This is a genomic window from Rhodoblastus acidophilus (genome assembly GCF_009720655.1).
In the GTDB taxonomy this organism is placed as follows: domain Bacteria; phylum Pseudomonadota; class Alphaproteobacteria; order Rhizobiales; family Beijerinckiaceae; genus Rhodoblastus; species Rhodoblastus acidophilus_A.
In genome coordinates this window covers 141268-161447 of sequence record NZ_WNKS01000002.1, presented here as the reverse complement: position 1 = coordinate 161447, position 20180 = coordinate 141268, and the positions used below count along the sequence as shown (strand labels likewise).

17 protein-coding genes are annotated in these 20180 nt (G+C 66.3%); all 17 read right to left on the bottom strand.

Going from position 1 to position 20180, the window contains the following annotated elements; all coding sequences use genetic code 11:
• Window positions 1-113: 113 nt before the first annotated feature.
• The gene (locus GJ654_RS03090) at window positions 114-428 is read right to left on the bottom strand and encodes a hypothetical protein (RefSeq protein ID WP_155444641.1); all 315 of its coding nucleotides are present in this window, start codon (window positions 426-428) and stop codon (window positions 114-116) included.
• Window positions 428-1474, bottom strand: coding sequence for a phytoene/squalene synthase family protein (locus tag GJ654_RS03085; RefSeq protein WP_155444640.1), 1047 nt, complete (start codon window positions 1472-1474; stop codon window positions 428-430). Before GJ654_RS03085 ends, GJ654_RS03090 begins: the two co-directional genes overlap by 1 nt.
• Window positions 1455-2960 carry a phytoene desaturase gene (locus GJ654_RS03080; RefSeq protein ID WP_155444639.1) on the bottom strand — a complete coding sequence of 502 codons (1506 nt, stop codon included), beginning with the start codon at window positions 2958-2960 and terminating at the stop codon, window positions 1455-1457. Before GJ654_RS03080 ends, GJ654_RS03085 begins: the two co-directional genes overlap by 20 nt.
• A 62-nt stretch (window positions 2961-3022) precedes the next feature.
• On the bottom strand, window positions 3023-3928 hold the full coding sequence (bchO, locus tag GJ654_RS03075; RefSeq protein WP_155444638.1) for an alpha/beta fold hydrolase BchO: 906 nt from the start codon (window positions 3926-3928) through the stop codon (window positions 3023-3025).
• A complete protein-coding gene (locus GJ654_RS03070; RefSeq protein ID WP_155444637.1) occupies window positions 3925-5697 on the bottom strand; it encodes a magnesium chelatase subunit D in 1773 nt (590 codons plus the stop codon). Before GJ654_RS03070 ends, bchO begins: the two co-directional genes overlap by 4 nt.
• On the bottom strand, window positions 5694-6710 hold the full coding sequence (gene bchI, locus GJ654_RS03065; RefSeq protein ID WP_155444636.1) for a magnesium chelatase ATPase subunit I: 1017 nt from the start codon (window positions 6708-6710) through the stop codon (window positions 5694-5696). The genes GJ654_RS03070 and bchI overlap by 4 nt, the downstream gene beginning before the upstream one ends.
• 106 nt (window positions 6711-6816) lie before the next feature.
• On the bottom strand, window positions 6817-7902 hold the full coding sequence (gene puhE, locus GJ654_RS03060) for a putative photosynthetic complex assembly protein PuhE (RefSeq protein ID WP_196305421.1): 1086 nt from the start codon (window positions 7900-7902) through the stop codon (window positions 6817-6819).
• Window positions 7903-8000: 98 nt separating this feature from the next.
• Window positions 8001-8483, bottom strand: coding sequence for a photosynthetic complex assembly protein PuhC (gene puhC / locus GJ654_RS03055; protein ID WP_196305420.1), 483 nt, complete (start codon window positions 8481-8483; stop codon window positions 8001-8003).
• 16 nt (window positions 8484-8499) lie between these two features.
• On the bottom strand, window positions 8500-9138 hold the full coding sequence (gene puhB, locus GJ654_RS21400; RefSeq protein WP_155444634.1) for a photosynthetic complex putative assembly protein PuhB: 639 nt from the start codon (window positions 9136-9138) through the stop codon (window positions 8500-8502).
• Window positions 9135-9902: a photosynthetic reaction center subunit H gene (puhA, locus tag GJ654_RS03045; RefSeq protein WP_155444633.1), complete on the bottom strand. Its 768-nt coding sequence runs from the start codon at window positions 9900-9902 to the stop codon at window positions 9135-9137. The genes puhB and puhA overlap by 4 nt, the downstream gene beginning before the upstream one ends.
• A gap of 15 nt (window positions 9903-9917) precedes the next feature.
• Window positions 9918-11327 carry an MFS transporter gene (locus tag GJ654_RS03040; protein ID WP_155444632.1) on the bottom strand — a complete coding sequence of 470 codons (1410 nt, stop codon included), beginning with the start codon at window positions 11325-11327 and terminating at the stop codon, window positions 9918-9920.
• Window positions 11324-12025: a magnesium protoporphyrin IX methyltransferase gene (gene bchM / locus GJ654_RS03035; protein WP_155444631.1), complete on the bottom strand. Its 702-nt coding sequence runs from the start codon at window positions 12023-12025 to the stop codon at window positions 11324-11326. Before bchM ends, GJ654_RS03040 begins: the two co-directional genes overlap by 4 nt.
• Window positions 12025-12906: a ferredoxin:protochlorophyllide reductase (ATP-dependent) iron-sulfur ATP-binding protein gene (gene bchL / locus GJ654_RS03030; RefSeq protein ID WP_155444630.1), complete on the bottom strand. Its 882-nt coding sequence runs from the start codon at window positions 12904-12906 to the stop codon at window positions 12025-12027. Before bchL ends, bchM begins: the two co-directional genes overlap by 1 nt.
• Window positions 12903-16634, bottom strand: a complete 3732-nt coding sequence (locus tag GJ654_RS03025) for a magnesium chelatase subunit H (RefSeq protein ID WP_155444870.1) — start codon at window positions 16632-16634, stop codon at window positions 12903-12905. Before GJ654_RS03025 ends, bchL begins: the two co-directional genes overlap by 4 nt.
• Window positions 16609-18168, bottom strand: a complete 1560-nt coding sequence (bchB, locus tag GJ654_RS03020) for a ferredoxin:protochlorophyllide reductase (ATP-dependent) subunit B (protein ID WP_155444629.1) — start codon at window positions 18166-18168, stop codon at window positions 16609-16611. The genes GJ654_RS03025 and bchB overlap by 26 nt, the downstream gene beginning before the upstream one ends.
• A gap of 2 nt (window positions 18169-18170) precedes the next feature.
• Window positions 18171-19445, bottom strand: a complete 1275-nt coding sequence (locus GJ654_RS03015) for a ferredoxin:protochlorophyllide reductase (ATP-dependent) subunit N (protein ID WP_155444628.1) — start codon at window positions 19443-19445, stop codon at window positions 18171-18173.
• Complete coding sequence (gene bchF / locus GJ654_RS03010; RefSeq protein WP_155444627.1) at window positions 19442-20005, bottom strand: 2-vinyl bacteriochlorophyllide hydratase; 564 nt, start codon at window positions 20003-20005, stop codon at window positions 19442-19444. Before bchF ends, GJ654_RS03015 begins: the two co-directional genes overlap by 4 nt.
• Window positions 20006-20180 lie beyond the last annotated feature (175 nt).

Sequence of the window (20180 nt, the reverse complement as noted above, 5' to 3'; positions counted from 1 at the left end):
AGCCGCTGCTTTTAGAGCATTTTCAAGCGAAGTGGATGCCGGTTCGCGTGAAGAAAATGCGGCAAAACGAGAATCTAGAGCTTTTGCATGTTTCCGTGAAACGTGGAAAAGCTCTAGTCCTGGGTCGGCGCCGCGGCCTTGGCGGCTTCGGGCGCTTGCGCGCCGGACGCCAGCCGCGCCTCGCGTTCCGCGAGTTCGGCGAAGCGCCGGTCAAGCTCCTCGCGCTGGTCCTTGATTTCGGCGCGCAGCTCGGAAATGGACTTGGCGTCATCCGCCTCGCGCGCGGCCAGCTCGGCTTCCGCCTGCGCTTCGCGCGCCTTGTCCTCGCGGATGATGCGCTTGATGCTGACGAGCTGCCAGATCAGGAAACCCATGAACAGCCCGAACGGGAACAGCATTTCGAGCATGGCGATCATGTTGCCGGACATCAGCGCACCATTGGTTCTGCGCGGTCCATGCGCTCCAGCCGCTCGAACATTTCGAGCACCTTGATCGCGCGGGACCGTAGGTTTACGGGGGCGAAATCGGGCGCGGGCTCGCGCTCGACCGCTTCGACCAGAAAAGCGGTTTCGGGCAGCGGCGGCGCCTCGATCGCGGGCTGCGGCGCGATGGCGCGCGCGCTGGCCTCGGCCAGCAGGGCAAGCTTGCGGCGGTGGCCGACATAGGCGCGCGAGGTCACGGAATCATGGCCGCGCCGCTCAACCTCGCGACCGATCTCGCAATAGATCAGCGCCGCCGACAGGATGGCGGGACGGCAGGCCAGCGGCAGCCGCGCCACGCCCTCGCGCGAGCGTTCGTACAGCGCGTCAGCTTCGGACAGCAGCCGGGCCACCACGCGTTTCAGCGCGTCGGACGGCTCAGGCTTCGCCAAAAAGGCTTCCGGGTCGATGCCGGATTCCGTGAGCCAGTCGAGCGGCAGGTAGAGCCGCCCGGCGCGCGCGTCCTCGCCGACGTCGCGGGCGATGTTGGTGAGCTGCATGGCGACGCCGAGATCGCAGGCCCGCGCCAGCGCCGCGGGGTCGCGCACGCGCATCAAGAGGGTCATCATCACGCCGACGGTCGAGGCGACGCGGGCGGAATAGGCGCGCAGCTCCGAAAAGGTCGCGGGCATGCGGCCTTCGCTGTCCCAGGCGAAACCGTCGATCAGCGCGAACGGGACTTCGGGCGGGATGTAATAGTCGCGCACCACATCGGAAAAGGCGCGGTCGGCCGGATGATTCTCCGGATTCCCTTCATAAATGCGGGTGAGCCGTTCGCGCAGCCGCTCCACCGCCGCCTTCTTGGCCTCGACCTCGTCGACCGCGTCGTCGGCGAGCCGGCAGAAGGCGTAGAGCCCGAACGCGGGGCGGCGCACCGCCTCCGGCAGCAGCCAGGAGGCGGAGTAGAAACTCTTGGAGCCGCCGCGAATCGCTTCGCGATTGATGGCGTGGTCGGCCTCGCTCGCCAGCGGCCGGTCAGAGGAACGCGGAAGCATCGGGCGCCACCTTGTCGAGAACGCGGGCCGACGACAGCACGCCCGGGAGGCCGGCGCCCGGATGGACGCCCGCGCCGACCAGGAACAGGTTGGCGATGTCCTCGCTCATGTTGTGCGGACGGAAGGCGGCGCTTTGCGTCAGGATCGGTTCGAGGCCAAAGCCCTCGCCGTGGATGGCGTTGAGCCGGTCGCGGAAATCGAGCGGGGTCGTCACCCGCGACGCGACGATGTGCTTGCTGAGATTGGGGAGAATGTTCTCCTCCAGCCAGCTCTCGATGCGCTTGCGGTAGCCCTCGGCTTCGAGCGTCCATTCCTGGCCGCCCTGGAGATTGGGCACCGGCGACAGCACGTAGAACGTGTCGCAGCCTTTCGGCGCCACGGAAGGATCGGTGGCGGTGGGGCGATGCAGGTAGAGGCTGAAATCCTCGGCGAGGACTTTCCTGCGGAAAATGTCGGCGAGCAGGCTCTTGTAGCGCGGCCCCATCAGGATGGTGTGATGGCCGATGTCGTCGTAGCGGCGGTTGGTGCCAAAATACCAGACGAACAGGCCCATCGAATATTTCTGGCGCTGCAGCCTGGCGTCGGTCCAGGTTTTCCGATGGTGCGGCGGGATCAGGGTGCGATAGGTGTAGGCGGAATCGGCGTTGGAGACGACGATGTCGGCGCGCAGCCGCTCGCCGGTGACCAGCTCAACGCCAACGGCGCGGCCGCTCTCGACGACGATGCGCTTGACGTCGGCGCCGTAGCGGATTTCGCCGCCCTGGCCTTCGATCAACTTCGCCAGGCCGCGCGCCAGGGCGCCGGTGCCGCCGATGGCGGAATGCACGCCGAAGCTTTTCTCGAGGAAGGCGATCAGGCAATAGATTGACGAGACCCGGAAGGGGTCGCCGCCGATCAGCAGCGGATGGTAACTGAAGATGTTGCGCAACCGCTCGTTGCGGAAGAATTGCGACACCAGCCCATAGACGCTGCGATAGCCCTGCAGACGCAGGAGATCCGGCGCGATGCGCACCATGTCCAGGATCGAATTGAAGGGCTCGTCGCCGAGCTTTTCGAAGCCGATGCGATAGATCTGTTCGCTCATCGCCATGAAGGCGTCGAAATTCTTGCCTTCGCCGGGCGAAAACCGCTCGACCTCTTCGCGCATCGCCGCGCGGTCGCCTTGATAGGTGAAAACCTGGCCGTCGCTGAAGCGGATCTTGTAGTACGGCTTCATTTCGCGCAATTGGACGTCATCCGACATCTTCTTGCCGCACAGGGCCCATAATTCCTCGAACAGGAAGGGCGCGGTGACGATGGTCGGGCCGGCGTCGAAGGTGAAACCGTCGATCTTGTGCTGGTAGGCGCGGCCGCCGGGCGCGTCGAGGCGCTCCAGCACCTTGACCGCGTAGCCGCGGGCGCCGAGACGGATCGCGGCGGCCAGACCGCCAAAACCGGAGCCGATCACAAGCGCGACGGGTTTGCGCTGACTCGAGACGCTGGTCATGTTTTCATTCCTGAACCGTCAACATAAGCTGACACTAGCTGCGACATTTCACGAGAACAAGGCTAATTGTGGCCTTGTTCCGCGCGGGTTTCAGACACGAGGCTCCAGGCGTCGAGGATCGCCGCGCACACGCCTTGCGGGTCTTCCTCGTGGACGATGTGGCCGCCCTGGAAGTGCACGATTTTCGGATTGGGCAGCAGCCGGACGACCCTGTTTGCCTGTCTGGGACGAATGTACCCGTCCTTGTCCCCGATGATCAGCAGCGTCGGCGTCATGATACGCCTGATGTCGTCGGGAACGCGCGTCAGATCCCAGTTCGACACCATCTGGATCGCGGCGGAGCAATGCGCGGGCGAGGTGAACAGGCGCGTGTAGAGATCGAGGCCGTGTTCGTCGATTTTAGACCCCATGTCCCGGATCAGCGTGGCGATCTGGGCGCGGTTGGCGGTCCAGGCGAACAGCCGCCCCGCCAGCGGGTTCATGTGAACAATGCGCGCCAGCATCGGAAAAATATGGCCGGCGACGCCCTCGAACGGGAAGAAGGCGCCGTTGATGCAGACGAACAGCGTGGGCGCCAGGCGCCGCTCCGCGATCAGCCGCGCCAAAATCACCGCGCCCGCGGAATGGCCGATCACCAGTTGCGGCTGACAGTCGAGCTTTGCCAGAAGGGATTCGAGCGCCTGGGCCTGCCCCTTGAGGGTCATGTCCAGCTTGCCGTCGGGACGGGTGAAGGCGTGGCCCGGCAGGTCGGGCGCGACGATGTGAAAATTTCGGGCGAGCAGCGGCCCGATGTGGCGCCAGGAATGGTTCGCCCCGGCGGCGCCGTGGACGAGCAGCGCGGTCGGCGCGGCTCCGGCTTCCGGGCCATATTCCTGGACATGCCAGCGATAGCCGCCGGCGCGAATGAAGCGACTCGACTCGCGCAGCGGCCAATCCGCTCCGTCGATGTCGAAGTCGAGCGGGTTCATTGTGGCAGCGCTCCGCGGACGACGGCGTTGATCACCGCCGCGTCGGCGCGCGGCAGTTTGACGTAGCGGCCTTGCATGGCGCCCGCCAGCACGCGCACCGGCGCGTCCGGGCCGGAGCCGCCGCCTTGCGTGGTGTCGATGGCGAGCACGGAGAATTGCGCGGCGGCGATGCGCTTGGCGGCGTCGAGCGCGTCCTCCATGGCGCGCGGGCGCCCCGATCCGCCGTCGCGGCAAATGTTGGCGCGGCCGTCGGTCATCAGCACGATCAGCGGGGTCTGGCCTTTGCGCCGCGCCTGGTCGGCGACCGCCGCCGCGACATCGAGACCGGCCGCGACGGGGGTGCCGCCGCCGCCGGGAAGCCCGGTCAGCGCGCGCTTCGCCCGCGCCGTAGAGCGGGTCGGCGGCAGCACGATCTCTCCGGCTCGGCCGCGAAAGGCGACCAGGGCGATATTGTCGCGGCGGGCGTAGCAATCGGCGAGCAGCATTTCGATGGCGCCCTTGACCTCGGCGAGACGGGTCATAGCCAGAGAACCTGACGCGTCCACGACAAAGATCGTGGTCGCGCCTTTCTTCTGGCGGTGGCGGCGAATGCGAAAATCTTCGGGTTTGACGATGACCCGGCGCGAATCCATTTCTTCCGGCTTCAGCCGCAGTTTGCGCCAGGGCGCGGCGGCGCGCAGGGTGGCGACCAGCGCCAGGCGGCCTTTCGACAGCGAGCCGGGACGGGCGTCGAGCGGGCGGCCGCGTTGCAGCGAATAGATTTCCTCGCCCGATTTGCCGTCCTTGGCGCTGGAGCGACGGTTGCGCGGCGCGCCCGCCGCCAGCGCGGCCAGCAGGCCCGGGGGCAGGGCGGCGCGCACGGCTTCAAGAATCTGCTCTTCGAGCTCGCGCGGCGTGTTGTCCTCGCCCTTTTGCTCCGGCGGTTCGTCGGGCGGCGTCTCCTCCGGCGGGGGCGGCGGCGGTTCGTCCGAGTCCTGCTCCTCCGGGGGCGCGGGCATTCTTGTCGCGCGCGGGCCAAGCACCAGAGTGGCCGCGAGTTCGATGTCGTCGCGCTCGACCTTGGTCTCGCCGCGCAAAGCCGTGAAGGCGCGGGCGGCGCGCAGGGCGAACAGGACCGCGCGAGGCGAATCCACGCCGAATTGCGCGGCGGTGGCGACGAGAATTTCGATCACCTGGTCGTCGGTTTCGACGCTCGGCAGCAGTTTGCGCGCGGCTTCAAAATCTTCGGGGGTCAGGGCCGGCGGCTCGATGTCGCGCCAGCCGATATGTTCGAGATCGATCCAAAACCCCAGGCGCTCCGCCAGCGCGGCGGGGGTGGCCTCGTCGTCCTGGCCTTCGTCGAGCGCGATAATGCCGACATGGGCCGGCAGGATCGCCGACAGGCCGTCGCGTTGCAGCGCGACCTCGCCCATGTCGAGCGCCTGCGAAAGACGGGCGGCGACGCCGGCTGAAATGCGCTCGGCCATCACGATGGCCAGCACGCCGCCATGGGAGGCGGCGAGCACGCCGGTCTCGGCGATGGGCTTTCCCGCGCGCAGCGTCGCGGCGACGTCGAGCCCGCCAATGAGGCGGTCGTCGGCGATGTCGGCGGGGGCGCGCGACAGGCGCATCGGCGCCAGCGCCCCGGCGACGCGGGTCATCAGTTCGTCGCGCGCGGGACCGGCGCCGGCGCGCACCAGCAGGCCGGAGCCCAGCGGATCCACGGCGAAGACGGCGGCGGCGAGGCTCGCGCGCCGCCAGGGCGTCGAAACCGCGTCCGACACGCTCATTTTGCGAACACTTCCTGGATCGCGCGTTCGACGCGCGTCGCCGAGCCGGAATCGTCGAGCGGATTGCGGCGCAAGCGGTGGCTCAGCACCATCGGCGCGACGCGCTTCAGTTCGGCATCGCCGACCTTCGGAACGTCCTCCAGCGCGGCATAGGCGCGCGCGGCGCGAATGAGGGTCAATTCGCCGCGCAGACCGTCGGAGCCGAGCGCGACGCACAGCCGCGCCGCGCGTTCGAGCACCGCATCCCCGGTCTCGACCGTGGTGACCCGCTCGCGGGCGTGGACGATCTTGGTGCGCAGCTTCTTCTCGGCGTTGGCCCAGTGCTTGTGGAACGCCTCGGGGTCGCGGTCATAGGCGTCGCGGCGGCGGATGACCTCCATGCGGGTCGGAATGTCCTGCGGCGTGCGCACTTCCAGCGCCAGACCGAAGCGGTCGAGCATTTGCGGGCGCAACTCGCCTTCTTCCGGGTTGCCGGAGCCGATCAGCACGAAGCGCGCGGGATGGCTGAGGCTGAGGCCCTCGCGCTCCACCAGATTCAGGCCGGAGGCGGCGACGTCGAGCAGAAGGTCGACGAGATGGTCTTCCAGAAGGTTGACTTCGTCGATGTAGAGGAAGCCGCGATTGGCGCGGGCGAGCAGGCCGGGTTCAAAATGTTTTTCGCCGGCGGCCAGGGCGCGCTCCAGGTTGAGCGCGCCGACGACGCGGTCCTCGGTCGCGCCGAGCGGCAGATCGACCACGGGCGCGCTGCGCATCTCCGTCTTGGTCTTGCCGCTGCCGTTGCAGGCGCCGCAGAGCTTGGCCTGTTTGTCCGGCGCGCAATTGTAGGGGCAGCCGGAGACGACCTTGATTTTCGGCAGCAGCGCCGCCAGCGCGCGCACGGCCGTGGATTTGCCGGTGCCGCGGTCGCCGAAGGCGAGGACGCCGCCAACGGACGGGTCGGTCGCTGCGATCATGAAAGCGAGCCGCATATCGTCCTGACCGACGATCGCGGAGAAGGGGAAAGGATTGACCATGTTTTGCAGTGCCCTGTTCGGGGAGCTATATGTCACTCCAGAGTGACGCTTGGCAATTGATTTCCATCAAGACAAGTTGACACATCCGGGGCTTTTGCCGGCGACATTACGCCGCGCAGTTCTCGATCGCCGCCAGCAGGCGGTCGCGATCCAGATGGCGTCCGACCGCGATGATGCGCGGCTCCTGCGGGCGGCGCGGCGTGAACGGAGTCATGCGCGCGCGGCTGCCGCTGATCTCGAAGGCGATCCAGTGCGCGCGCGTGCGCATTGCGCCCTTGACCTCCTCGACCTCGCCGAAGGCGCCAGCGGCGACCAGCTCCAGCACCTGCGCGACATGGCGCGCGTCGCAGATGTTGGGCAGGCGCGCGGTCCAGCTCTCCTCGCGCTCGGCGAAATTTTCGAGCGCGACCAGCTCGCCCTCGATCAGGCCGGAAAAATCCTCGCGGCGCGAAATCGGACCCCACAGGGCGTTGGCGTTGAGGGGGGCGACCAGGAACCAGTGCTCGGCGACGGCGAGCGCCATCAGCGTGCCCAGCATGGTGTAGCCGGTCGCCTCGAACGGGGTCGTGGCGTCATTGGCCGCCCAAATCAGCCAGACCGTGATGACCGTCGAAATCGTCACCGAGAACGGGAAGAACATGTTCATCGGGCGGCGCGTCATGTAGCTGGCGAGATAGCGCAGATGATCGGGAATCATCTCCTCGCCGAGATTGGGCACGCCGAAGAACACGTTCAGCTTGGCGCTGGTGTGCATCCACCACAGCGTCGCGTAGGTCCAAAAGCCGAGCTGGTTGGGCTGGTTGTGGGTGAGGGCGAGCAGGATGACGGCGCCGATCAGCGCGAACAGCTCGTGGTAGAGGCCGGTGCGCGCGCCCGCGATGAACCGGGCGAGGCCGCGCAGTTCGGGCGGGCAGGGGTCGCGTTGCGGGCCGGTGATATAGCCCATGTAGAAACTCATGATCTGCCAGCCCCAGCAGATCAGGCCGTAGGAAAACGCGCCATAGGCGGAGCCGACGCTGAGGTGGTCGGATGTGGCGACGAGGCCCCACAGGGCGGCGGCGACGAGAAGCGTCGCTGCGCCCATCGTGTAGGGAAACGTCTTCGCCGGCAGGCTGTCGAGATAGAAAATGATGCCTGTGGAGCCCCACCATAGCGCGAGCGTCGCGAGAATCGGCAGACCGAAATCGTGCAAGTTCGCCGCTCCTTACAAGGCTGGCTCGAGGCGAAGTGTTTTCGGCGCATGCCCGTTGGGCCGCGCCGCGTGAAGGGGGCTGCTGGAGGTTGACCGACTCAAGGCGCCGTCGCCTTCTTCGCAGGGAAAATTCCGGCGAAAAACTCGGCCTGGTTCGGGCCGAAGGCGTCGAGATCGATGCGCCGCCCGGTGGTTTCGTCGGTCAGGGACATGGTCCCGTTCGACCAGCGGGTGAGATTGAACGGGGTTTCCGCGCCCAGGCCGCTGCGGTTGCGGGCGCGGGCGAACCCTCTCATCATGCTGCGCACAAAACCGTTGGCGCCGGGCGCGATCTTCACCAGCACCGCGCCGTCCGACGCATTGGTGATGACGATGCCGCCGTCGTCCTGGTCGACGAAGTGGAGAAGCATGGTCTGCAACGGCTGCGCCGCGGGCATGTGGACAGTGCCGACATCCGAGGTGCGCGCGTAATAGGTCGCGGAAAGGGCGAAGGCGATCAACGCCCCCGCCGCTATCAGAACGCCGCGTGGAATGTTCTGGTCGTGATGACCGCCCTTTTTGACCTGCGCGGTCTCACCCATCGTTGTCCTCCCTGCTTCAGGCTGTCGCCGGAAGCTCCGGTCCGGCGAGGTCGGCCTGCGCCGCTTCGCCTTCCGATTGCGCTTGTTCTTGCACGAACGCTTGCAACGCTGTTCCAAGCGTTTCGGCGACTTCGCGCGCCTGCGGCACGCTCCGCAAAGTCGGTTCGGGATCGACGAACCGCCAGGGGCGCGCGCTCGGCCAAAGCGCAATATAGGACACATGCTGTCCCGGGGCCAGAGTGATCGTGACGTCGCCGGTGTCGTCGCCGAAGGCGCGAACATTGGCCGCCGTGATCTGGGAGAACGGAAGATTGATGAAGATTTGCAAGGCGATGCCGCTCTTGATGACAAGGCGGCGCTCGGTGATCACATAAAGCGTGGTGCGCGCCGCGAGCCATGCGAGCAGGCCGAGGATCGCGAGAGCCGCCGCGCCGAGGCCCAGCGTGCCCAAGGCGGCCGCCACGGCCGCGTAGGTCCCCTCGCCCAGCGCGGAGAACGTCGTCCACGCCGTGGCGAGCGCGAACCAGATGACCACCCAGTCCGCGCGATAGGCCCGTCGCCAGAGACTTTTGGTCTCTGGACGACCAAACCAGAGAACCCGCTCCCCAGGCGGAATGTCCGAGGGGAGCAGCTTCTCGAGGTTGACTAGTTTCACAGGAAGGGCTCCGCCCGATCCGGAGTGGCGTAGAGCGTGCCGGCGCCGAAGTAGGCGGCGATCTTTTCTTCTTCCTGCATGGTGACGGAGTCCGAAGTCCTGGTCTTCGGCACGCCGGCGAATTGCGACGAGGTCAGCGCGTTGATCTTGACGATCTTCTTGCCGCGGTAGACATCGACGAAGCACACCGGCGCGAGGATCACGCCGCCGGCGTCAAGCGCCAGTTCAAAATAACGCACCTGGCTCTCACCGCGGTCGACCCACAGGTCCTTGACCGTGCCGGCCGACTTGCCGTCGGCGCCGATGACCTTGAAGCCGACCGGGCTCTTCTGCTGCGCCGGAACGGCGAAGTGGGTGGCGACGCGCAGCGGCGCGACGAGATTCTGGCCTTCAAGGGTCTTGGCGGTGACGTCCGGACGGACGTTCCACGAGCCCGGGCCGACGCCGGCCGCCAGCGGGTTGCCGTTCGGCTCGATCGGGGCGCCGGGGAAGGTGTCGAACTGCGTGCCGTTCACCGGACGGTCGTCGCCCTTGCAGGTCGGGGCCTGGACGTTGGAGCCATCGGGCATGCGGAAGGTCTTGGCTTCCGGAATGTAGAGGAAACCGCGATCCTTCATCTTGCCGGTGGCGTCGTTCACCAGCGGATAGCCTTCGCGGCGGTCTTCCTGGCGAAGATACCAGACCAGACAAGCGAAGAATAACCAGAACGCCCATATTGCGAATTGCGCCACATCGAGATGGCCTATTGAGCTCGCGTGAACCATGGCATGCCTCCGGGGTTAAAAGCCTAGTGATGGGGACCCGCCCAGGCAAGTCTCCTGGACAGGTTGGGTGTTTCTGCGCGACAGCGGCCCGACCGCAACGATCGAAGCGAGCAGCAGAAGGATTTCGATCCCGTAGACCGCAACATAACCGGTTACGGGATCGGTGAGGGCCTCGCCGAGCGCGCCGCTCACCGCGAGCGCGCCCACCGTGTCATTGATCAAACCGCTGGCGGCGATGGCGAGACCCGCCGCCGTCGCCTGCGCGGCGCCCCAGGCGCCGAGCGCGAGCCCGCGCGCTTCCGGCTTGGAGAAGGCCATGCTGGCCGTGAGGCCGCCATGGGCGAACAGGCCGCCGCCGAAGCCGATCAGCCCGACGCCCATGCCAAACACGGCGCCCGATTCCATCGGGGCGGCGACCATCACGAAGGTGAAGGCGATGACGCCGATCAGAGCGCCAAGCCCCGCGACCCGGTGCGGATCGGCGCCGCGGTTCAGGCGCCGCGCCGCCACGACCAGGCCAAGCCCGCTGCCGAACGCCAGCATGGCGGTGAGGGCGGTGGTGGCGCTGACCGGAAGGTGAAGGATCTTGCCGCCATAGGGCTCGAGCAGAATGTCCTGCATCGAGAAGCCGGCGGTGCCGAGCGCGATGGCGACCAGACGGCGGCGCGCGCGCGCCTCGTTGGCGAACAGCCGCCAAGCCTTTAGAAAACCGACGCGCTCCGAAACCGTCGCGGTGCTGTAGCGCGGCTCCTGCTTCCACAGGGCGATGACATTGAGAACCAGCGTCAGCAGGGCGGCGCTCTGGATCACCTGAATCAGCCGGATCTGGCTGAAGTGGCGCAGGGCGAGGCCGAAGACGAAGGCGCTGACCACCATGCCCACCAGCATCGCGGCGCACAGCAGCGCGACGACTTTTGGACGCGCGCGCTCCGGCGCGAGATCGGTGGCGAGGGCGAGGCCGATGGTTTGGACTGTGTGCAGGCCGGCGCCGACCAGCAGGAAGGCGAGCGCCGCCGCCGCTTGCCCGACCCACATCGGCATGGTGGTGTCGCCCGACAGCAGCACCAGCGCGAAGGGCATGATGGCGAAGCCGCCGAACTGGGCGAGCGTGCCGAACCAGATGAAGGGCGCGCGGCGCCAGCCCAGAACAGAGGTGTAGCGGTCGGACCGGAAGCCGATCACCGTGCGCAGCGGCGCCGAGAGCAGCGGCAGGGCGAGCATCAGCGCCACGATCCAGGAGGGCACGCCGAGTTCGACGATCATCACGCGGTTGAGCGTGCCGATCATCAACACCGCAGCCATGCCGACGGTGACCTGGAACAGCGAAAGCCGCAGCAGACGTCCCATCGGCAACTCGGCCGTCCCCGCATCCGCGAAGGGCAGGCGGCGAAGCGTGTGGATGAGGACGGCGCTGAACTCGCTCATGCGGGACGGGCCTCCAAAGCTTCGGAAATGTAGAAACCGCGCGAGACGCGATAGGAACGGGTCAGGCGCCAGTTTTGCAAACCGGGCCGCTGCTGCATTTCGCGCTCAAGCGCGGCCTGCGAGATCGGCGCGATCGCGGGCGAACGGTCGCCGCGCGGGAAAAATTTGCCGACCGCGTGCATGATGGTTAGCGGAATGGTGCGCGGCGCGATGGTGAAGATCATTGCCTGCGAGGTGCGGGCGGCCAGAGTCTCTAGCGCCTTGGCGATGTCGGCGCCTTCGTAGTGGATCAGGCTGTCCATCGCCACGACATAGTCAAAAGCGCCGAGTTCGGGCGAAAGATAGTCGCCGACGCGCCAGTCGATGTGCTCGGCGAAAGGTTCGCTCGCCGAACGCTCCTTGGCCAGATTGACCAGGGTGGGGGAGATGTCGATGGCGACCACATCGGCGCCGCGCCGGGCCGCCTCGACGGCGAGCGCGCCCGAGCCGCAGCCGGCGTCGAGAATGCGCATGCCCTTCGGGTCCGCCGGCAGCCAGGACAGCAGGTTGGCGCGCATGTCTTCGCGCCCGGCGCGCACGGTGGCGCGAACCGAGCCGACGGGTTCGTCGGAGGTCAGACGGCGCCACGCTTCGACCGCTGTGCGGTCGAAGTAGGTGCGCAACTCCTCGCGCTTGGTGTCGTAGCTCACTTCGGCCATCAATCGAAACCCAGGAATTCGAAGAGTTCGCGGTCCTTCATCGGCGTGGCTTCAATCGGCTCCACGCCCTGCCAGAGCTTTTCGGCAAGGTCCATATATTCCTGGCGCACCTGAAGGACTTCGGGAGTCTCTTCCATCTCGAACAGGGTGCATTTCTTCAGGCGGCTGCGCCGGACGGCGTCGACGTCGCGGATATGCGCCACGCGCTTCAGGCCGGTGCGCGCGCAAAAACCGTCGATCTGGTCGGTGTTGGCGCTGCGGTTGGCGATCACGCCGCCGAGGCGGACATCGTAGTTCTTGGCCTTGGCGTTGATCGCGGTGGCGATGCGGTTGGCGGCGAAGATCGAGTCGAAATCGTTGGCGGTGACGATCAGCGCGCGGTCGGCGTGCTGGAGCGGCGAGGCGAAGCCGCCGCAGACGACGTCGCCGAGCACGTCGAACACCACGACATCGGTGTCGTCGAGCAGGCGATGCTCCTTCAGCAGTTTCACCGTCTGGCCGACGACGAAACCGCCGCAGCCGGTGCCGGCCGGCGGGCCGCCCGCCTCGACGCACATCACGCCGTTATAGCCTTCCATCATATAGTCTTCGACGCGCAGCTCCTCGATGTGGAAGCGCACGGATTCCAGCGCGTCGATCACGGTCGGGGCGAGGCACTTGGTCAGCGTGAATGTCGAATCGTGCTTGGGATCGCAGCCGATCTGCAGCACGCGCTTTCCAAGCTTGGAAAAGGCGACCGACAGGTTCGACGACGTCGTGCTCTTTCCGATGCCGCCCTTGCCGTAGATGGCAAACACTTTTGCCGTGTCGATCCTGATCTCCGGGTCGAGTTCAACCTGCACGGATCCTGGGGGCTGGGCATTCCGGATCACGGTGTTCATGCAACCTCCGCAACAACGCCTTCGAGGCGATCTTCCAACTCGTCACCGGCGTTCTGCAATGCCGCGAGCATCTCTGGGTCGGGCTTCCAGTAACCACGTTCATGCGCTTCGAGCAACCGGGTGGCGATCTTCGCCGTTGCCGCAGGGTTGAGCGCAGCCAAGCGGTCGCGCATCTCCTTGTCGGTGACATAGGTCTGCGTCAGGCGCTGGTAGACCCAGGGCTCGACCTGGCCGGTGGTGGCGGACCAGCCCATCGTGTTGGTGACATGGGTCTCGATCTGGCGGACGCCCTCAAAACCGTGCTTGAGCAGGCCCTCGTACCATTTCGGATTGAGCATGCGGGTGCGGGTTTCGAGAGCCACTTGCTCGTTGAGCGTGCGCACCACGCCCTCGCCCTTGGTCTGGTCGCCGATATAGACCGGCGCGGTCTCGCCCTTGGCCCGCTTCACCGCGCGGCTGACGCCGCCCAGCGTGTCGAAATAATTGTCGACCGTGGTGACGCCGAGTTCGACCGAATCGAGGTTTTGGTAAGCGAGATCGACGCTCTGCAACACGCTCTTGAGCAGTTCCGGCTTTTGCGCCGGCGTGCCCGAGCGGCCATACGCAAAACCCTTGCGGCGCGTGTAGGTCTCGGCGAGTTCGTCCTCGTTTTCCCAGTTGCCGCTCTCGACGAGGTTGTTGACGTTCGAGCCATACGCGCCGTCGGCGTTGCCGAATACGCGCAGGGACGCCTCTTCGATGTCGACATTGTGCGCGGCCATGAAGTCCAGCGCGTGTTTTCTGACGAAATTGCGCTCGACCGGCTCGTCGGCGCTGGCCGCGAGGAAGCAGGCTTCGGCGAGCATCTTGATCTGTAGCGGCAAAAGGTCGCGGAAGATGCCGGAGAGCGAAATCACCACATCGACGCGCGGACGGCCGAGTTCTTCCAGCGGGATCAGCGTGGCGCCGGCGAGGCGGCCATACGAATCGAAGCGCGGGGCGGCGCCCATTAGGGCCAGGGCTTGCGCGATCGGCGCGCCCTCGGTCTTGAGGTTGTCCGTGCCCCACAGCACCAGGGCGATGGTTTCGGGGAACGGGTTGCCGTCGAGCAGGTAGCGGTCGAGCAGGCGCTGCGCCTGTTTCGCGCCGTCTTGAATCGCATAGGCGCTCGGGATGCGGAAGGGATCGAAACCGTGCAGGTTGCGGCCCGTCGGCAGGATTTCCGGCATGCGCAGCAGGTCGCCGCCCGGCGCGGGACGCACGAACTTGCCGTCGAGCGCGCGGAGGATGCCGGCGATCTCGTAATCCTGCGCCAGGTAATCGGCGGAGGGTTTCAGGATGCGCAGCGCTTCGCGGGTCGCCTCGTCGCGGGTGATGGAATCGACCGGCTTGCCTTCGACCAGCGCCGCCACATCCTCGCGCTTCAACTGCACGCCCTGGGTGGCGTCGGCCATGGAGGTGAGCATGTCCACGCGTTCTTCCGCCGACATCGGCGAGCCCACGATATGGAGGCCATGCGGGATCAGCGTGTATTCGAGTTCGAGCACGGAATCGCCGAGCGCGAGAATTGTGGCTTCGGAGTCCTCCGCCGTCCAAAGCGGTTCGGCCTTGGCGAGATCGAGTTCGCTGGCCTGCGCCTGGATGATTTCGGCGAGTTCCTTGCGCTCCTGGTCGGCGTCGGGGCCGCAGGCGCGATAGCGGTCCAGAGTCGCCCTGAGGTCGAGCAGGCCGCGATAGAGCCCGGCGTTGGCGACCGGGGGCGTCAGGTAGCTGATCAGCGTCGCATAGGCGCGGCGCTTGGCGATCGCGCCTTCGGACGGGTTGTTCGAGGCGTAGAGATAGAAATTGGGGAGGTCGCCGATCAGGCGGTCCGGCCAGCACGCGCCGGACATGCCGGTCTGCTTGCCGGGCATGAATTCCAGCGCGCCATGGGTGCCGAAATGCAGGACCGCGTCGGCGCCGAAATCTTCCTTCATCCAGCGGCAGAAGGCGGAGAAGGCGTGAGTCGGCGAGAACCCGTGCTCGAACAGCAGGCGCATCGGGTCGCCTTCATAGCCCATCGAGGGCTGGATGCCGACGAACACATTGCCGAAGCGTTCGCCGAGCACGTGGAGCGTCGCGCCATCGGTGTTCTGGCGGCCGGGCGCCGGGCCCCACTGCGCCTCGATCTGCTTGAGCCAGCGTTCGCGGCGGACGTGGTCGTCCACCGGGATGCGGGCGTGGACATTGGCGACCGCGCCGTAATTGGCGGAATTGCCCTTGATGATGGACTCGCGCAGCGCATCGACCGTCGCCGGCGGCGTCACCGCATAGCCGGCCTCCTTCATCGCCAACATCACGCGATGCAGCGACTCGAACACGGAGAGATAGGCGGCCGTGCCGGTGTTGCCGGCGTTCGGCGGGAAGTTGAAGATGACGATGGCGATTTTGCGTTGCGCGCGCTCGGAGCGGCGCAGCACGGCGAGCCTTTCGATGCGGGCCGCCAGCGCATGGGCGCGCTCGGGGCAGACGTGCATGTCGCGCAGGCTTTCCGTTTCCGGGAAGCAGCAGCCGTCCTCGCAGCCGCCGCAGATCGCGCCGCCGCGCGCGCGGCCGCCGAACACCGCCGGGCCGGTGGAGCCGTCGAGTTCGGGGATCGCCACCATGATGGTCGATTCCACCGGCAGCAGGCCGCGATCCGATTCCTTCCACTGCTCCAGCGTCTGGAATTCGACGGGATGCGCCGCGATATAGGGCGCGTCGAGTCGGACAAGAATTTCTTCCGCCGCCTTGGCGTCATTATAGGCGGGGCCGCCGACAAGACTAAAACCCATCAGCGAGGCCATGGCGTCGATGGTCGAGCGGCCATCCTTCATGAAGAATTTTTCGATGGCCGGGCGGGCGTCGAGGCCGGCGGCGAAGGCCGGGATGACGCGCAGACCGCGTTCTTCCAGAGCCTTGATCATGCCGTCGTAATGGCCAGTGTTTCCCGCCAGAACGTAGGAGCGCATGATCAGCAGGCCGACCGTGGCCTTGGCGTCTTTCTTGGCGGGCAGTTTGTCCACGGATTCGGCGACGCGGCCGGGGATGTCGGGGTGATAGACGCCGTTTTCCGGATATTCCTTCGGCGGCGCCACCTTGATGTGGCCGCGCAGCTGCTTTCTCGGGCCGTCCGCATAGCGGTCGACCAGCGCGCGCACCAGGTTTTCCATGTTCTCTTCGGAGCCGGCGAGCCAGTATTGAAGAGTCAGGAAATAGACGCGGACGTCCTGGGCGGTGCCGGGAATGAAGCGCAGCAGTTTTGGAATCCGGCGCAGCATCGACATCTGGCTGGCGCCAGCGGATTCGCTGGGGGTCTTGTTGCCGCGCAGCTTCTTCAGCAGCGCCATCAGCCCGCTGGCCGGCGCGCTCATGTCGAATTTGCCCATCTTGGTGAGTTTTGTGACCTCACCCGCCGACATGGCGCAGACCATGGCGTCGCAATGGTCGCGGCGCTCCATCAGGGCCGGCAGCAGCGGCTTAAAATGCTCTTCCAGGAACAGCATGATGCTGACGACAATGTCGGCTTCGGCGATGTCGTCGAGGCAGGCTTGCAGTTTTTCCGGGTCGGAGCTGAACTCGGACGCCGCGTGAACCGTGAGCTGCAGGCCGGGGATCTCTTTCGCCAAGGCGACGCGCGCGCGGTCCGTCGCGCTGGCGACATGCGAATCCATCGTGACGATGACGAATTTCACGGAAGCTTCCTCAGCGGCCGTAATGGGCTTTTGCATCATACAAAGTTCCCACACTAATGGTCGTAAGACCACGCTCACGCGCGTACTTTTCGGTGTTTCCGCGGGCCTTGCCGCGAACGAAGAACGGAATCTTCTTCAGTTCCTTGGTCGCCTCGTCCGTCCATTGCGGCTCGACGGGCGAGGACGCGGCGGCGGCCGTGGGGGCCGCAGCGACAGGTTGTTCCGCCGCCGTCGGGATCGGGGCGGGCGCCGGGGCGCTGGAGACGCCGAGATGCGACGCGTGCTCGTGGAACTCGGAATCCTCGCGGAACATGCCGAGCAGATGTTCTTCAAGGCCCATCATCAGCGGATGGACCCAGGAATCGAAAATGACGTTCGCGCCCTCGAAACCCATTTGCGGGGCGTAGCGCGCCGGGAAATCCTGGACGTGCGTCGGGGCCGAAATCACCGCGCAGGGCAGGCGCAGCCGCTTCGAAATGTGGCGCTCCATCTGCGTGCCGAGCACCAGTTCCGGATGCGCGTCGGCGATGGCCTTTTCGACGTCGAGATAGTCGTCGGTGATCAGCGCCTCGATGTTGTGCAGCTTTGCGCGCTCGCGCACCTCGCGGGCGAATTCACGCGAATAGGTGCCCAGGCCGACGACGTCAAAACCGATTTCCTCGCGGGCGATTCTTTCCGCCGCGAGCACGTGCGTGCCGTCGCCGAAGATGAAGACGCGCTTGCCCGTCAGATAGGTCGAGTCGACGGAACGCGACCACCACGGAAGATTGGAGGTCGGCAGTTCTGCGGTTTCGGGCAGATTGGCGATTTTTCGCACCTCGGCGATGAAGTCGCGGGTGGCGCCGATGCCGATCGGCACGGTTTTCGTATAGGGCTGGCCGTGCGCCTTCTCCAGATATTGCGCGGCCGGCAGCGCAACTTCCGGATAAAGCACCACGTTGAAGTCCGCGTCGCCGAGGCGCGTCAGATCGTCGGGCGTCGCCCCCATCGGCGCGGTGACATTGACGTCCACGCCGAGCGCGTTGAGCAGTTTTGTAATTTCGATGATGTCATCGCGGTGACGGAAGCCGAGCGCCGTCGGGCCGAGCAGGTTGGCCAGCGGGCGCGCGCGCGCCGGACGCTCGCGGCGTTCGCCGGCGAGGCCGCGCGCGAGGCGATAGAGCGTTTCCGCCGCGCCCCAATTCTCCTTGCGCGAATAGGCGGAGAGTTCGAGCGGAATGACGGGGCAGGGCAGACCAAGCGTTTTGGCAAGGCCGCCGGGATCGTCCTGGATCAGTTCGGCGGTGCAGGAGGCGCCGACGATGATCGCACGGGGATGGTGGCGCTCATAGGCGGCGCGCGCGGCGTCCTTGAACACTTCAGCCGTATCCGTGCCGAGGTCGCGGGCCTGGAACGTCGTATAGGTGACCGGCGGGCGCTCGGCGCGGCGCTCGATCATCGTGAACAGCAGGTCGGCATAAGTATCCCCCTGCGGCGCATGCAGGACGAAATGCAGACCCTTCATGCCGGTCGCCACGCGCATGGCGCCAATGTGGGGCGGACCCTCGTAGGTCCAGAGCGTCAGTTGCATGACTAGACCTCCAGACGCGACCGCCGCGCCAGCGGCCGGGTGAAGAGTTCGGCGAGGTCGCCAGCTTGATCATAGCCCTGAATGGGGGTGAACAGCAATTCGATGGCCCATTTGGTGGTGAGGCCCTCGGCCTCCAGAGGATTGGCGAGACCCAGGCCGCAGACGGTGATGTCGGGACGAGCGGCGCGGCAGCGATCAAGCTGCGCATCGACGTCCGAGCCTTCGTTCAGACGGACCTCCGGCGGCAGCAGCGCCAGTTCTTCCGCCATCAGCGAACGATGCAGGTAAGGCGTTGAAACATCAATCGGTTTCATGCCCACTTCGCGCGCCAGAAACCGCGCCAGCGGGATCTCGAGCTGCGAGTCCGGGAAGAAGAAAATCGTCTTGCCCGAGAGCTTTTCGCGTTGCCGCGCCAGCGTCATTTGCGCGCGGGCGAGACCGGGCGCGATGGCCGCCTCGAAGTTTTCGGAGGGGACATTAAAGGTGTCCGCTGCGGCCTTTAGCCACAGGGTCGTGCCTTCGGCGCCGAGCGGATAGGCCGCGGCGATCCGCCGCGCGCCGCGCGCCTCCAAGGCGCGCGTCGTCTCGGCGAGGAAGGGCTGCGCCAGGATGAAGCGGGTGTTCGGCCCGACGGCGGGCATGGAATCGGCGCGGCGCGCCGGCAGGAAGCGGGCGTCAATGCCCATTTCCTTGAACAGGACCGCGAACTGGTCCTCGACAACGTCCGCGAGCGCGCCGACCACCATCAGCGACGGCGCTGCGGTTGCCGGCTCGGCCGGAAGGCCGGGGACGAGCGCGGCCAGACAGGCGTCCTCGCCCTCGGTAAAAGTCTTCTCGATGCCGCTGCCGGAATAGCTGATGACGCGGGCGTTCGGCGCGTGCTTGGCGTTGAGGCGCTGCGCGGCGCGGACGAGGTCGATCTTGATGACCTCGGAGGGGCAGGAGCCCACCAGAAACAGCAGCTTGATGTCCGGGCGGCGCTCCAGCAGCCGGCCGACGACGCTGTCGAGCTCGTCATGGACGTCGGCGAGGCCGGCGAGGTCGCGCTGGTCGAGAATCGCCGTGGCGAAGCGCGGCTCGGCGAAAATCATCACGCCGGCGGCGGACTGGATCAGATGCGCGCAGGTGCGCGAGCCCACGACGAGGAAGAAGGCGTCCTGGATCTTGCGGTGCAGCCAGACAATGCCGGTGAGGCCGCAGAACACCGAACGCTGGCCGCGTTCGTGGTGGACGGTCGGGCCGTCGGCGGGCGTGCGAATCGAAACACTCTCGTTCATGGCGCGGCTTCCGCGGCGGCTTGGGGAGCGGCCTCGGCGGCGGCCTGCGGGGACGCGGCCTGAGCGGCGGCCCGGTCGTCGGCCTGCTGCTGGAGGCGCGCGGCGCGCAGCTTCAAGAGGAACTGCCCGGCGTTGATCACATAGGTGGCGTAGGCCGCGAGCGCGATCATCATCTGCCCGCGCGTGTCGGTAAATCCGGTCAGCAGGGCGACGATATAGGCGGTGTGCAGCGCGATCACGGCGAAGCTGAACACGTCCTCCCAGAAGAAAGGCTCGGCGAACAGATAGACGCCGAACACCACCTTCTCCCAGATCGCGCCGGTGATCATGATGGTGTAAAGGACGAGAGTCTTCACGACGATCGACGCCGTCGCAATCTCCTGTCCGTGGCCGGTCATGAGATAACGGATGACGAGCGCGAGCGAGACGAGGAAGACGAGGAACTGAAGCGGAGCGAGGATTCCCTGCACCAGGGTCCAGACAGTGGCGTCGCGACGCGCACGTTGCTCGGGACTATAGAGCGCTTTCGACGTCGCGCTGGTCGTCCGTTGACCGATCATATTGTTTTCCCTGGGCCGACAGGCGTTTAGGCCGCCATGGCCGGAGCCATGGCTGGTGAGGCGATCCTAGGGCGGGGGGGCAAAAAATGTCAAGATAAATTGACGTAAAGCAAAAAATACATTTAAGTATGGAGAGGGCGCGCGGGGGTCGCGGGCCTGGGGTGGCGAGGACCTG